Consider the following 13,051-nt stretch of genomic DNA (forward strand, 5'->3'; position numbering starts at 1 on the left):
CGGAATCAGCAAGTCCAAGGCGTAATGCTTGGCGGCCCTTCGATCCGACCACGATGGTGGACACAGCGGACGCGTTCGGAATCGGATTGGATCGACCTGGGACCACCAGCCTCCGTACCGCTTTCTTTGCCGTCTGGTTCGTCGACCTCGTCGCGACAGTGGGCTTTTTCACCGTCCCGTACGCCTACGAACTCAACCCCGTGACGGTCTTCCTCCACGATCTCTTCGGGCTCGCCGGTGTCGTCCTCGCCGCCGTCATCTACGCCGGTGCCGTGATCGCGATCGGCTACGTCCTCTCGAGGCCGTTCGACGTCGGCTTCGTCGTGGCCATCGTCTGCTGCTACGCCCTCTTCGCGAGCAACAACGTCGTCCTGTTGGTCTCCCGGGAACCGCTACTGACGCCGTTGATGCCGTGATCGGCATCGACTGTGGCGACCGGCCGTCACTCCGTTTCGGTTCCCCTTGAGTCGCGGCCAGCATCGGGAAACGCATATCCCCTGTCGCGCAGGCGGATCCAGTCCGGTGTTGCCGGTCGAGACAGTCGCCCGACCGTCACTCAAACTATTACAGATATATGCCTGTATAACTCGGCTGGCCGGGCGTCCCTTTTCGATGACCGCTCGATCGTCCGTACCGTACGCGTAGTCGGCGAATCCGATCGATTTCGCCGCTGTTGGCCGCTGTTTCACGGTGGGCCGATACACTGGCGATCGGTTCTGGAGAACCGATCGATACCAGCCTCCGTTCGCCGTACTGCCCCACGTTGGTCTCGGGTCGTAACGGGGACTAATACTGTCCACCGACTCGGTACGGCCGATTCGGCGAACACAGTTTGAATGTCTTATACCCGACTATACTTAGATACTACCAGAATTAATATACTAAAGACTCTCTATCGCTCTGGCGATTCGTGCGTGACTAAGATGCTGATAACAGTCTCAAAACGGCAGTATTCAGTGCTTGACGTAACCAGTGTTTCTCATTGATGTGAGTCAACTCGTTTCGAGATCGGCAACCTATAACCGGTAGAGCGTACGCTATTTAGCTTTTGGCATCCATAGGACCTTCTTTGGTTCCTGGGCCTCGAGATCGGCGCTCTCACTCTATCTACTCTTTCGTAACTATCTCCAAATCTGGTATGACTGTGCCACTCACGAGATTCGGACTGCGGATCGTCGCGTTCGTGTGAGTGGTGCCCTGTGTTTTAAGCGGCCACAGCTGTCGCTCAGCGACAATTGGATCTTCCGCCGGCTCACGTCCGTCGCCTCGAGACGCGGTCCGGTCGCGCTCTCTGTGTGGCTCGAGGAATCGCTCGCCGCAACCGTCTAGATCGACTCGGAGTCATATCGGAGACGGACGGTCCGGTCACCAACTGCGGCTGCTGTGGCACAGGTCCTCGTGGCAGCGCGTATGCATGACTTTCGTGGTCGATCGTCGTGAGAAGTGGGTCGATTGTCGTTCCGCCGCTCACAGCTCACTACGTTCGCGTTGTTCGCAGTAGAAAGGGGCCAACTCGGATTTGAACTACGCCAAGACGGTCCTGCTCGCCTCGCTACGCTCGGCTGTGCGGGCGTGCGACTTCTCTACTTCAAATCCGAGCAGGATTCCATATTTGCGGCTCGCGAGGTTGCTCGCCGCAAAAGTATGGGCCAACTCGGATTTGAACCACCGGAAGACGGTCTCACTCGCTTCGCTCGTGAGCGTGCGACTTCCGTAATTCAAATCCGAGTTGATTGTATTTCCGCTGCTCACGGCTCACTACGTTCGCGTTGTTCGCAGCAGAAATGGGCCAACTCGGATTTGAACCACCGGAAGACGGTCTCACTCGCTTCGCTCGTGAGCGTGCGACTTCCGTAATTCAAATCCGAGTTGATTGTATTTCCGCTGCTCACGGCTCACTACGTTCGCGTTGTTCGCAGCAGAAATGGGCCAACTCGGATTTGAACCGAGAGCCTCCACCTTATCAGAGTGGCGCTCAACCTAATTGAGCTATTGGCCCGCGTCCGTCCTTCGCACTCAGTAGTTGCTCGGTGGGACGTTTAAGCGTTTCTTTCTTCCCGACCCGTGCGAACCGCTACCGAGCGAGGGGATCGTCCTCGTCGTCGCCGTCGTCCGGCCGCTCGTCCTCGAAGTCGATCGTGTAGGCGTCCTCATCGTCGACGCTGTAGGCGTCCTCACCGAGATCATAGGTTTCACCGTCGCTCGAGTCGCCGACGTCTCGAGTCGGGTCCTCGTCGGGGAAGCCGAACGTCCAGACCCCGCCGCTGGCGAACCCGCCGGTCTTCTTGTCCGCGTAGGGGACGACTACGTAGCGTTTGAGGGCCATTCGGATCGGGACTCGGGTCAGCGGAACGGCCAGTAGGAACCCGAGCAGGTCAGTCACCAGTCCGGGGGTCAGCAGGAACGCTCCGGCGGCGATCAGCAGGCCCCCGTCGAGCAGTTCGTTCGTCGGGGGCTGTCCCTGAGCCATCGACCGTTGCATCTTCCGGATCGTCCGCCGGCCTTCGGCGCGGACGAGGAGCATCCCGACGAGGCCGGTCAGGACGACGAGCAGTATCATCCCGACCCAGTTCAGGAACCCGAACTGGGTGACGATCACCGCGAGCAACACGGCGTCGAGAAACGGGATGAGCAACAGCGCGAAGATCCACCGGAGCATACCACGATCTAGCCGCCGACGGGTGAAAATCTTTTACTCTCAGCCTGGCAACGGAACCGAGCCGCGTCGGGCCGACTGCGATACGCGAACGAAGGGCTTACGCCCGCGACTCCCGTCGCCCCGGTATGGACGATACGACCCGCGTCGAGTGGCGCGAGTGGGGACAGGCGGCCTTCGACGAGGCCGCCGAGGCCGACCGCCCCGTCTTGCTCTCGCTGACCGCGACGTGGTGTGACCACTGCCACGAGATGGACGAGGAGACCTACGCCGAGCCCCGGATCGCGGCCAACCTCAACGACAGTTTCGTCCCCGTCCGGGTCGACGTCGACCGGTACCCGCGGGTCCGCGACCGGTACAACATGGGCGGCTTTCCGTCGACGGTCTTTCTCGCCCCGAACGGCGAGGTCCTGACCGGTGCGGGCTATCTCGGCCCCGACGGGATGCGTCAGGTCTTAGACAGCGTCCGGACCATGTGGGAGACGAAAGGCAGCGGCGCGGCCCGCATTCCCCGGCCGCTGCGGGAGGACAACCCGCCGGCCGGCGAGCTGACCGCCGAGATCGAACAGGGGATGCTCGGCCATCTCACCGACACCTACGACGAAACCGCCGGCGGCTGGGGCCAGAGCCCGAAGTTCCCCCTGCCCGACGCCCTCGAGTTCGCGCTCAAACGCGACCGCGAGATGGCGCTGCGGTCCTACGACGCGGTCAGTGCGAACCTGTTAGACGAGTACGACGGCGGGTTCTACCGGTTCGCGACCGACCGGGACTGGTCGGGACTCCAGCGCGAGAAACTGCTCGATTCCAACGGCGCGTTGGTGCGGGCCTTCGCCAACGCCTACCTGCTGACCGGGAAAGACGAGTACCGCGACCCCGCCGCCGATACCATCGACTACCTGACGACGACGCTGTGGAACGACGAGGTCGACGCCTTCGCCAACAGTCAGGCCCCGGGCGACGCCGACGCCCACAGCCTCGACGCGACCGATCGCGCGGCCGCCGACGAACCGCCGGTCGATTCGGGCGTCTTCGCCGGGCCGAACGCGCTGGCGATCGACGGCCTGTTGACCTACTACGCCTACACCGACGACGAACGGGCCCGCCGCTACGCCGAACGCGCGCTCGAGACCCTCCGGACGGACCTGCTCGCCGACGGCGTGGTCGCGCACGCACGCGAGGACGCGATCGAACGCGACGGGGACGGCGACGCGCTTCCATTGCTCACCAACCAGGCCCGCACGCTGGCGGCCCTGACGACGGTCGCGAGTACCATCGAGACGGACGCGCTCACGGACGCGACCGCGGTCGCCGATGCGACGATCGAGCGGCTCCACGACGGGGACTCGTTCCTCGACGGCCCTGCCGAGGGTGTCGGGCTCTGTGATCGCCCGCTGCGGCCGCTGGACGCCAACGTCGCCCTCGCGGACGCGTTGATCGATCTGGCGGCGCTGTCCGGCGAGGACCGCTACCGCGAGTACGCACGGAACACGCTCGAGGCCTTCGCAGGGGCCAGCGAGCGCTTCGGCGTCCAGATCGCCCAGTACGCGACGGCGACCTCCCGACTGCTCGAGGGCCCGCTGGTGATTCGCGTTGGCGACGACCCCGGCTCGGACCTCCATCGGGCGGCGCTGCGGATGGCCGACCACGAGAAGGTGGTCGTCCCCGATGCCGACCGCGAGTCGGGGACGGCGTGGGCCGAACTGGGCGAAGCCGTGTCAGCCACTGCCGAAACTCCAGCCGAGTTGAGCGACGCGGTCCAGCAGCTTCTCGACTGACGTTCGGTCCCCTCACGGCCGACGCCGTCGAAACGCCAAACTACCACAGTGTTTATGTCTCTTCAGCGGGTTGCTCTCGGACATGGCCAGTCTCAGGGATCTCGGGCTCTCCGAGTACGAAGCTCGAGCTTACCGATCGCTACTCAACACCGGCCCCACAACGGCCAAAGAGTTGTCCCGGGCGAGCGACGTCCCGATGGGGCGGATCTACGACGTGTTGAACAGCATCGAACAGTACAATCTCGTCCGCAGCCAGACCGCCAGCCGGCCGAAGAAGTACGTCGCCGTCGAGCCCTCGACGGCGCTGGACCGGCTCCTCGAGGACAAGAAACGCGAACTCGAGGAGAAGGCCGACCAGTACGAGTCGATCGTCGACGACCTGGCCGACGAACTCGACGCCGCCGAGCCCGTCGAGGAGCAGTTCTGGACCGCCGCGGTCGGCCCCGAGGAGACGAAGGACCTGCTCCTGGAGCGGTTGGCGGCCGCCGACCGTGACATCGTGATGGTCTCGTCGCACCCGTCGCCCCAGTGGGACATGCAGGCCGCCAGCGAGGAGATCAACGCCCAGCTCGAGGACGCCCTCGATCGAGGCGTCTCGATCGACCTGTTGATGACGCGGGAAATGGTCGGCTCGATGTCGGAGGAAGTGGGGCGGCGCTACCGGGAAACCCTCCAGCAGCGAGACGACTTCGACGTCCGTACGAACGACGACATTACGGGCTCGTTCAACATCATCGACGGCGTCGAGGTCTGTATTCAGGTCCCTAACCCGCTGTCCTCGGGCGAGGCCTTCGCCATGATCGATCTGAAGGATCCGGAGTTCGCCGCGAACGTTCACGAGGAGTTCGTCCCGCGGTGGGACGAGGCCGAGTCGCTCGAGTTCTAACGGTCGATCTCGTCGCGCAGCGTTCCCAGCTTGACGACCCGCTCGGCGTGGGCGTTGTGCTGGTGGATCGACTCGTCGTTGGACTGACTCATCGTGATCACCGCGTCGTCGTCGAGGTGGTCGAACTCGTCGACGACGCCCTCCGCCAGCGCGCGCACGCAGTCCTCGACGAACTTCGCGTCGGCGTGGGCCGCGTAGGTCATGTGGTCCTCGTCGGGCCGTTTCGCGAGGTTGTAGATCCGCGCGCTCATCGAGTCCCGGGCGATGTCGATGATGTCGTTCAGATCGACCTCGGGGTCGCCACTGGCCTCGACGGTCAGCGTCGCGTGCCCTCGCTGGGAGTGGCCCGGCTGCGGGACTTCATCTAAGAACTCCGTGATCGTCCCCTCCTCGACGCCTAAGTCCTCGAGGGTCTCCTTCGCGCGGGCGGCGGACATCCCCTGCGAGCAGGGACAGACGGTCATCCCGGTGACCGTCGCGCCGATCTCCTCGCGGGTCCCCTCGTCGGTCGCCGTCGCCGAAGCGACGATGTCGACGGTGTGTTGGGTCTCGCGGTCGCTCGCGGGGGTCTGCTCCCGGCGCATGAACTCGGCTTCCATCGAAACCTCGGTCTTCGAGGTGTAGTCGTGTTTCTCGAGCAGCCGTTCGGCGGCTTCGCCACAGACCTCCTCGACGCCGTAGGCCTCCTCGCGGGTCGCGTCCTCGAGGATCTCGTCGATGACCTCCATGTTGCGGCTCATGTCGGCCCCTTTGCGCCAGCCCGGAAGGTCGACGAAGACCTCGAACTCGGCGGTGAGGACGATCGGTCGTTTGCCCTCGCGGGCGATCTTGACGAGCTTGTCGACGCCGGTGACGCCGACCTGACTCAGGCCGACGGTGACGTCGGGTGACGTGGCCTGCACGTCCGGCAACTGATGACTCATTGGCCGCATTCAGGGTAGCGGGCGATTCAACCTTTCGGAACCGGGGGTCGCTTGCGCCTCGATCTCGACGGCGGCTCGAGCCGTCGTTTCTTTAAGTATCTCTGGTCACAAGGTGGAGCTATGACGGGAGGTCGTCGTTCTCCGGGATTTTCGTTCGACAGTCACGACGCCGTTCTCGGCCGGCGTCGGAGGGGTGACGCCGGCATCGCTACTCACGAGTCGCGCGACCGATTTGCGAGACGCTCCGCTATGTCCCACGGGATCGAGAGGACGACCAGAAAGACCACCATTGCACCGAGGCCGATGAGGACGTCGTCCGTGACGCGTCGTGCGAGAAAGACGGCCAACGCGGAGCAGCCGATCCTCGCCACCCGGTTCAGGTCCCACTCGAACAGTGCGTCCCGGAGAGCGGACATCGATATAGCTAGCACGGCACGAGTTATAACGCTTCTTGACTGTCCGACATGTTTCCGCCGGGACGCAGGGCTCGTCTCCGCAGTCTCTCACTCACAGCCGTCGTTTCTTTAAGTATCTCTGGTCACAAGGTGGGGATATGACGGGAAGACGACGGCCGTTCTCCGGGTGTTCCGTTCGGCAGTTGCAACGCTCCCTCCGAGCTATCGCGACGGCCGGGGGTCGGCCCTTAAGTGCCTCTGGTCACAAGGTGAAGCTACGAAGGGCATTCGTCACCCGGTCTTCTCGCGGTGTCGTTCTCACCGGCCTCGAGCGACAGCTATGACTACCGTCTCGGCAGTCGTCCGTACGACCGTCGACGACCACTTGACGACGATCGAGCGCGCCCGCGACGTCGCGGTCCCGTTGGCGGTCGCCCGCGGCAGCCACGCGTGGGGCGCGGCCAGTCCCGCTAGCGACTACGACGTGGGGTTCGTCTTCGTTCCGACCGACCTGCGTCGGTACGCCCACCTCGAGGGGCCGCCGGAGACGATCGTCGAGGACCGCGGCGAATTCGAGTATCAGGGCTGGGACGTGCGGACGTTCGCGGGGTTGCTCGCGGACTCGAACGACGGCGCGATCGATCTGTTGCGGAGTCCGATTCGATACCGTCGCGCGTACGACCCCGCCCCGCTTTGGCAGTACATCGAGCGGACGTACAACCCGATCGACCTCTATCACGCGTGGCGCGGCATCGCGACGGGCAACTACCGGAAGTACATCTCGCACCATCTGGTCCGAAGCGACGACGAACTGTTTCCCATTCTGGAAGCGCGCGACGACGAATACGTCGTCGAGACCGACGACGGGACGACGGCGGTCGCGGCTGCCGACGAACGCTTTCGGGAAACCCAGACGAAACCCACAGTGAAGCGAAACCTGACCATCTACAGGGCGGCGATGGCCGCGCGGTACCTCACGGCGACCGGGGACCGCGGCGACCACGACCTGCCCGCGCTCGAGTTCGAGTCGTTTCTCACCGAGCAGGCACCGGCCGTCTTCGACGCCGACCGGATCGAACGGGCTCGAGACCTCCTCGAGCGAAAACGGGCCGGCGAGGGCAGCGAGCGAGTCGGCGACGCCGTGGGTCGGCCGTTCGCCCAGCCGCCGCGGGAGATCGATCCGGACGTTCACGCGCGGGCCGGCCCCGACCCGGCCCGACTCGACGGGTTCGTCGACGACCTGATCGCGGCGGTCCGATAGCTCGCGCCGGCGTCGTTCTTTAAGTGTCTCTGGTCACAAGGTGAAGCTACGAAGGGCTTTTCGCGAACCGCCAACACCCTCGAGCGACGGCGTTGCTCTCCGAACCGGCAGTGAACCGTCCGCTCGAGTTTCCGCCTGCCCCGGAAAACCTGTTAGCGGACCTGTCAGTCCGTCCAGCCGATCGATCCCACGGAGCGAGCCTTTTTCACGCTCCCTCTCCGAGCGACAGACGATGCAAGACGACGGTGCCGACTCCGGTCCAGCTACCGAGCCAGTCGCGGCCGAGACCGACGGCTCCCACGCCGATCCGGACGGCGAGCGCCGCCTCGAGACCCGACCCGGCTCCGGCTCGCTCTCGCGGGCGGACGTCCAGCGCGACTCGACGGTCCGCCAGTGGGGCGTCGTCACGCCGAGTGCGACGGTCATCGGGCGGGCGGAGTCGCCCGACGCCGACCTCTCCGAGAGCGTGCGCCGTCTCCACGACGAACAGCACGCGGCCACGCCGGGCTACAGTGAGCGTGCCCACCACCTCGATCGACTGCGGACCACGCAGGCGCTGTGTAACGCCTTAGAGGTGACGCCGTGGCAGCGCGATCTGGCACTCGGCGTCATGGACGAGATCGATCTCACCGAGTTCGGTAGTCAGCGCGCCATCGAGAAGGTCGCGCTGGTGGTGATCCGCCACGTGGTCGACGTCGACCGGAAGCAGTACTTCGGGCTCGACGAGATCGACGCGCAGGCGCTGTCGGCCGACCGCATGGAGGAGCTGTTCGCCCAGTACCGGGCCCACGACATCACCGACGAGGAGACGTTCGAGCGGCTCGCAGCCGACTACGGGCTGGATACGACGAGCCTGAACCGGCTCCGTCGTGTCCTGAAGGAGCAACTCGAGGACGAGTTGCCGGCCTACGGCCGCAATCCCTACCGCGATCCGAACCTGCCGGACGCGACCGAGACCGGTGACGCATCGCCGTCCGAATCGGAGTCGTAGGCGGCGTCCGCTGGACCCCGTTCGCACTGTCTCTCCGGCCGCGGCCTGAGCCGTGGCCGCCGCTGCCGGGGACCGGCGACTTTTCCCTCTCAGAACCCTACCGGTGTTATGACCGACGCTGACACCGGCCCGACTACCGAGGCGACCGATCGTATCGAGATCTACGCCGACTACGTCTGTCCGTTCTGTTATCTGGGGACCCGCTCGCTCGCCCAGTACCGCGAGGGCCGCGACGAGCCGCTTGCCGTCGAGTGGCACCCCTTCGACCTCCGACGCGGGAAGCGAAACGCGGACGGCTCGATCGATCACGACGTCGACGACGGCAAGAGCGACGAGTACTACGAGCAGGCCAGACAGAACGTCCGCCGGCTGCAGGAGGAATACGACGCCGAGATGGCCCAGGAGATCGCGACCGACGTCGACTCCTTCGACGCGCAGGTCGCCTCGTGGTACGTCAAGGGGGAGTACCCCGAGCAGTGGGGGGCATTCGACGAGGCGATCTACACCGCACTGTGGCAGGACGGGCGTGACATCGGTGACGTCGACGTGCTGGCCGATCTCGCCGACGACTGCGGGCTACCGGTCGATGAGATCCGCGACGCGGTCGCCGACGACGGCATCCGGGCGGAACTCGAGGACCTGTTTGCGGAGGCCCAACAGACGGGCGTCACCGGCGTTCCGACGTTCGTCTCGGACGGCCACGTCGCCCGCGGCGCGGTGCCGCCGGAACACGTAGAGCGACTCGTCGACGGCCAGTAGTCACTCGAGTTTGTCGAGGCCGTCGAAGAAGTTGGCCTGTGGGCCGACGAGCGTGACCGGGTCGGCCGCCAGCGAGACCGTCACCGTCGCGGGCGGCTCGAGTTGCTGTCTGTTGCGGCCGTCGCTGATCGCGTAGGCGGTGTCGGCATCGGTGACCGTGAGGCTGATTTCGGTGTCCGGTTCGACGACCAGCGGCGGCATCGACTCGGTCGCGGCCATCTGCGTGACGATGACGGCGTTCGTCGCGGGGTGGACCAGCGGCCCGCCCTCGCTCAAGTTGTAGGCGGTCGAGCCCGTCGGGGTCGCGACGAGGACACCGTCGGCGTGGCTCTCCGCGTACGACTGGCCGTCGACCCGGACCTCGATCGTCGCACCGCCGCCGTGGCCGCGTCGCCGCCCGTGGACGACGATCTCGTTGAGCGCGGGCGCGAGCGTCCAGTCCTCGTCGACGCCGGTCGCCCGGAGCCGCGCCAGTTCCCGGCCCTCGACGCGGCCCGTCCGCGCGATGTCCGCGACGACATCGGTGACGACGTCGACGGCGTTCTCGGGGGCGACGGCGTTGAGAAAGCCGACCTCACCGAGGTTGACTCCCATGATCGGCACGGGGCTGACCTCGCGGGCGACGAACAGCAGGGTCCCGTCGCCGCCGATGCTTACGACGAGGTCGCGATCGTCCATCGAGTCGACCGGTACGGGGGTCGCCGCGATCGCCGCGCCCGTGGCCTCGTCGACGACTGCGCTCGCGCCGGCCGCCTCGAGTGCGTCGACGAGGGCGGCGGCGAGGTCCTGTGCACGCTCGTTGTCGCGCTGGGCGACGATTCCGACGGCGACGTCCATCGGCGGCGGCTACCCGCCGCTACGTCAAAAACCCACGCTTGTCCGGCCAGCGGCAACAAGCTTAATCCGGATGGAACGATTCCGGTCAGGTGAACCCCTGCGACGACCCCGTCGCAGTGTCCAGTATGGCGTCGGCTTTCCCGTCTCCCACCGGCGATCGCAGTCGACACCAGCGACCGCTTTCTCCGAGGGCCGCGCTCGACAGGTGGTCCCCGTGAGCGACGACGCGGACGATCCGGACGACGACTGGTTCGAGCGCGCACTCGACGACGAGGCCGATGCCGCGGGCGACCCGGACTCGAGCGCGGGCGACGATCCGGCGGCCGTGGACGACGACACCGGCGACCCCACTCCCGAGGACGGCGACGAGTCCCTCTTCGAGGAGGACTTCGGCTCTGCCCTCCACGATACTGACGCCCCGGCCATCGACGCCGACGTCGGCCCCGGGACCGACGGCCCCGAGGGGTTCGACGACCTCGATTTCGTCCTCGGCGGCGACGAACCCGACTTCGACGAGGCGGTCGACTCGGATCTCCCGCGACTCGACCTCGGGATCGAGGGGCTCGACCGGATGATTCAGGGCGGCATCCCGAAGCGGTCACTGCTCGTCGCAATGGGCAGCGCCGGCACCGGGAAGACCACCTTCGGCCTGCAGTTTCTCACCCACGGCCTCGAGCAGGGCGAACGCGCGGTCTTCATCACGCTCGAGGAGAGCCGCGAACGCGTGATCAACAGCGCGACCGAGAAGGGGTACGGCTTCGACGAGTACGTCGCTGACGGCCAGCTAGCCGTCGTCGACGTCGACCCCATCGAGATGGCAAACAGCCTCGCCTCGATCCGCAACGAACTCCCCGCGCTCGTCGAGGAGTTCGACGCCTCGCGGCTCGTCCTGGACTCGGTCTCCCTGCTCGAGATGATGTACGAGGACCGCGCGAAACGCCGCAACGAAATCTACGACTTCGCCCGGAGCCTGAAGGAGGCGGGCGTCACCGCCTTGCTGACCAGCGAGGCCTCCGCGGAGACCGCCTACGCCTCGCGGTACGGGATCGTCGAATATCTCACCGACGCCGTCTTCGTCCTGCAGTACGTCCGTCCCGACGACTTCCGGGAGACGCGGATGGCGATCGAGATCCAGAAGATCCGTAACGCGAACCACTCCCGGGAGAAAAAGCCCTACGAGATCACCGGCGAGGGGATCTCGGTCTACCAGCAAGCGAACCTGTTCTAATGACAGTTCACACATCGGTACATTCAATCTGGGCGGTACAGGCGTTCATGGTCCGGTAAGTGCCACTTATCGATGTGTTCAAGCCCCATACTTTTGCGGGCGGGAACCGGATATGCCCGTATGGCGCAACGGACGACGGCCGACGAAACACTGCCACGAGAGGAACTCGCGGCCTACCTCAAGGAACTCGCGACGGAGTTCGAGGGCGAGAGCGAGGCGGTCTCGATACGGGTCGGCAACAAGAACGTGTCACTCAATCCGCCACACAACATCGACGTCTCGGTCGAAACGGTCGAGCGGTCCTCGATGCTCCGGGGCGACCGCGAGACGGTCGAGATCGAACTGAGCTGGAAACCCTAACATGGCTGCCGCAGACTCGATCCTGATCTTCGTCCTGAGCCTGCTGGTTGGGACGATCGGTATCCTCGCTGGCGCGCGGTTGGTGCTTGACAGGGACGCGAGCTTCGTGAACGCGGCGATCACCGCCCTCATCGGGGCGGCCGCCTGGGGGATCACGAGCTTCTTCGTCGGCTGGGTCCCCATCCTCGGCGTGTTGCTGATGCTGGTCATCTGGGTCGGCGTCATCAACTGGCGCTACCCCGGCGGCTGGGGGTCGGCGGCCGCGATCGGCTTCGTCGCCTGGATCGTCGCCGTCGGCATCCTCTATGCGCTGGCTGCCGTCGGCTTCGTCACCCCCGACGCGCTCGGCATTCCGGGCATCTAGGACGTCCGCCCGGATCGCGTCGGTGTTCCCGTCGCCGGAGACGGAGGGAAACCCCTTTTTCCGTTCGGGCGAGTGGTCCACCTAGACAGCAATGTACGAGACGATCCTGCTTCCGACGGACGGCAGCGACCACGCGGCGACCGTCGCGGCCCACGCCATCGACGTCGCGGCCACCCGTGACGCAACCCTCCACGTCCTCTCGGTCGTCGACGACCGTGCCTTTCTCGTCCTCGATGACAACCGCGTCGAGCAGGTCCGCGACGACCTCGAGGCGACCGCCCGCGAAGCCGTCGACGAGGCGGCGACCCGTGCCGCCGACCGCGGCGTCGAGACGACGACGGCCGTCGACACCGGAAACCCCGCCGAGTGCATCGTCGACTACGCCGCGAGCGAGCCCGTCGACCTGATCGTCATGGGGACCAGCGGCGACGAGTACGAACGGAACGTCGTCGGTAGCGTCTCCCAGCGGGTCGTCCGCGAGGCCCCGGTCCCGGTCACTACGGTCGGCCCCGACGTCTGAGTCCCGGCCCGCCGATGGTCGTCCGGGGGCGGTCCGAACCGTGTCCGAAACGGTCGGCATAATTACACACGGTTTGATATATACCCCGTCGCTAGT

General features: G+C 65.6%; 14 protein-coding genes and 1 tRNA gene. 10 read left to right on the forward strand and 5 right to left on the reverse strand.

The genetic code is table 11. From position 1 onward, the window contains the following. The first annotated feature begins 53 nt into the window (after positions 1 to 53). Positions 54 to 416, forward strand: coding sequence for a hypothetical protein (locus tag ACERIM_RS10590; RefSeq protein WP_006182752.1), 363 nt, complete (start codon positions 54 to 56; stop codon positions 414 to 416). A gap of 1,509 nt (positions 417 to 1,925) precedes the next feature. Here ACERIM_RS10590 and ACERIM_RS10595 read toward each other — a convergent pair. Beyond that, positions 1,926 to 1,999, reverse strand: a tRNA-Ile gene (locus ACERIM_RS10595). A 75-nt stretch (positions 2,000 to 2,074) separates the two neighbouring features. Beyond that, the gene (locus ACERIM_RS10600) at positions 2,075 to 2,659 is read right to left on the reverse strand and encodes an FxsA family protein (RefSeq protein ID WP_006649881.1); all 585 of its coding nucleotides are present in this window, start codon (positions 2,657 to 2,659) and stop codon (positions 2,075 to 2,077) included. Positions 2,660 to 2,784: 125 nt separating this feature from the next. On the opposite strand from ACERIM_RS10600, the gene ACERIM_RS10605 reads away from it, so the two are divergent. Continuing rightward, positions 2,785 to 4,431 (forward strand): DUF255 domain-containing protein, encoded by a 1,647-nt coding sequence (locus ACERIM_RS10605; protein WP_373632517.1) that lies wholly within the window; start codon positions 2,785 to 2,787, stop codon positions 4,429 to 4,431. 82 nt (positions 4,432 to 4,513) lie between these two features. Next, on the forward strand, positions 4,514 to 5,317 hold the full coding sequence (locus ACERIM_RS10610) for a TrmB family transcriptional regulator (RefSeq protein ID WP_006649883.1): 804 nt from the start codon (positions 4,514 to 4,516) through the stop codon (positions 5,315 to 5,317). On the opposite strand, the gene mptA is transcribed toward ACERIM_RS10610, so the two are convergent. Both mptA and ACERIM_RS10620 read right to left on the reverse strand, forming a co-directional pair. Further along, on the reverse strand, positions 5,314 to 6,240 hold the full coding sequence (gene mptA, locus ACERIM_RS10615) for a GTP cyclohydrolase MptA (RefSeq protein WP_006649884.1): 927 nt from the start codon (positions 6,238 to 6,240) through the stop codon (positions 5,314 to 5,316). The two genes, ACERIM_RS10610 and mptA, sit on opposite strands and share 4 nt — an antisense overlap. A gap of 212 nt (positions 6,241 to 6,452) precedes the next feature. Next, positions 6,453 to 6,656 (reverse strand): hypothetical protein, encoded by a 204-nt coding sequence (locus ACERIM_RS10620; protein ID WP_373632519.1) that lies wholly within the window; start codon positions 6,654 to 6,656, stop codon positions 6,453 to 6,455. Positions 6,657 to 6,975: 319 nt separating this feature from the next. Between ACERIM_RS10620 and ACERIM_RS10625 the strand changes: the two genes are divergently transcribed. The 3 genes from ACERIM_RS10625 to ACERIM_RS10635 all read left to right on the forward strand — a co-directional run bounded on the left by ACERIM_RS10625 (position 6,976) and on the right by ACERIM_RS10635 (position 9,646). Next, complete coding sequence (locus tag ACERIM_RS10625; protein ID WP_373632520.1) at positions 6,976 to 7,896, forward strand: DNA polymerase beta superfamily protein; 921 nt, start codon at positions 6,976 to 6,978, stop codon at positions 7,894 to 7,896. Positions 7,897 to 8,128: 232 nt separating this feature from the next. Continuing rightward, positions 8,129 to 8,887 carry a hypothetical protein gene (locus ACERIM_RS10630; RefSeq protein ID WP_006182746.1) on the forward strand — a complete coding sequence of 253 codons (759 nt, stop codon included), beginning with the start codon at positions 8,129 to 8,131 and terminating at the stop codon, positions 8,885 to 8,887. 108 nt (positions 8,888 to 8,995) lie between these two features. Next, positions 8,996 to 9,646 (forward strand): DsbA family protein, encoded by a 651-nt coding sequence (locus ACERIM_RS10635; protein WP_006649887.1) that lies wholly within the window; start codon positions 8,996 to 8,998, stop codon positions 9,644 to 9,646. Here the strand turns inward: ACERIM_RS10635 and ACERIM_RS10640 are convergent, their stop codons facing one another. Then, positions 9,647 to 10,483, reverse strand: a complete 837-nt coding sequence (locus ACERIM_RS10640) for an NAD(+)/NADH kinase (protein WP_006649888.1) — start codon at positions 10,481 to 10,483, stop codon at positions 9,647 to 9,649. Positions 10,484 to 10,688: 205 nt separating this feature from the next. On the opposite strand from ACERIM_RS10640, the gene ACERIM_RS10645 reads away from it, so the two are divergent. The 4 genes from ACERIM_RS10645 to ACERIM_RS10660 all read left to right on the forward strand — a co-directional run bounded on the left by ACERIM_RS10645 (position 10,689) and on the right by ACERIM_RS10660 (position 12,955). Continuing rightward, the gene (locus ACERIM_RS10645) at positions 10,689 to 11,711 is read left to right on the forward strand and encodes a KaiC domain-containing protein (protein ID WP_373632522.1); all 1,023 of its coding nucleotides are present in this window, start codon (positions 10,689 to 10,691) and stop codon (positions 11,709 to 11,711) included. A gap of 120 nt (positions 11,712 to 11,831) precedes the next feature. Then, entirely contained in the window at positions 11,832 to 12,071 is a 240-nt protein-coding gene (locus ACERIM_RS10650) for an amphi-Trp domain-containing protein (protein WP_373632524.1), read from the forward strand. Position 12,072: 1 nt separating this feature from the next. Next, on the forward strand, positions 12,073 to 12,435 hold the full coding sequence (locus ACERIM_RS10655; RefSeq protein WP_049965528.1) for a hypothetical protein: 363 nt from the start codon (positions 12,073 to 12,075) through the stop codon (positions 12,433 to 12,435). Positions 12,436 to 12,526: 91 nt separating this feature from the next. Next, positions 12,527 to 12,955 (forward strand): universal stress protein, encoded by a 429-nt coding sequence (locus tag ACERIM_RS10660; RefSeq protein WP_006182740.1) that lies wholly within the window; start codon positions 12,527 to 12,529, stop codon positions 12,953 to 12,955. The last annotated feature ends 96 nt before the right edge of the window (positions 12,956 to 13,051 follow it).

It is taken from the genome of Natrinema sp. H-ect1 (assembly GCF_041821105.1).
Classification (GTDB): Archaea; Halobacteriota; Halobacteria; order Halobacteriales; family Natrialbaceae; genus Natrinema; species Natrinema thermotolerans.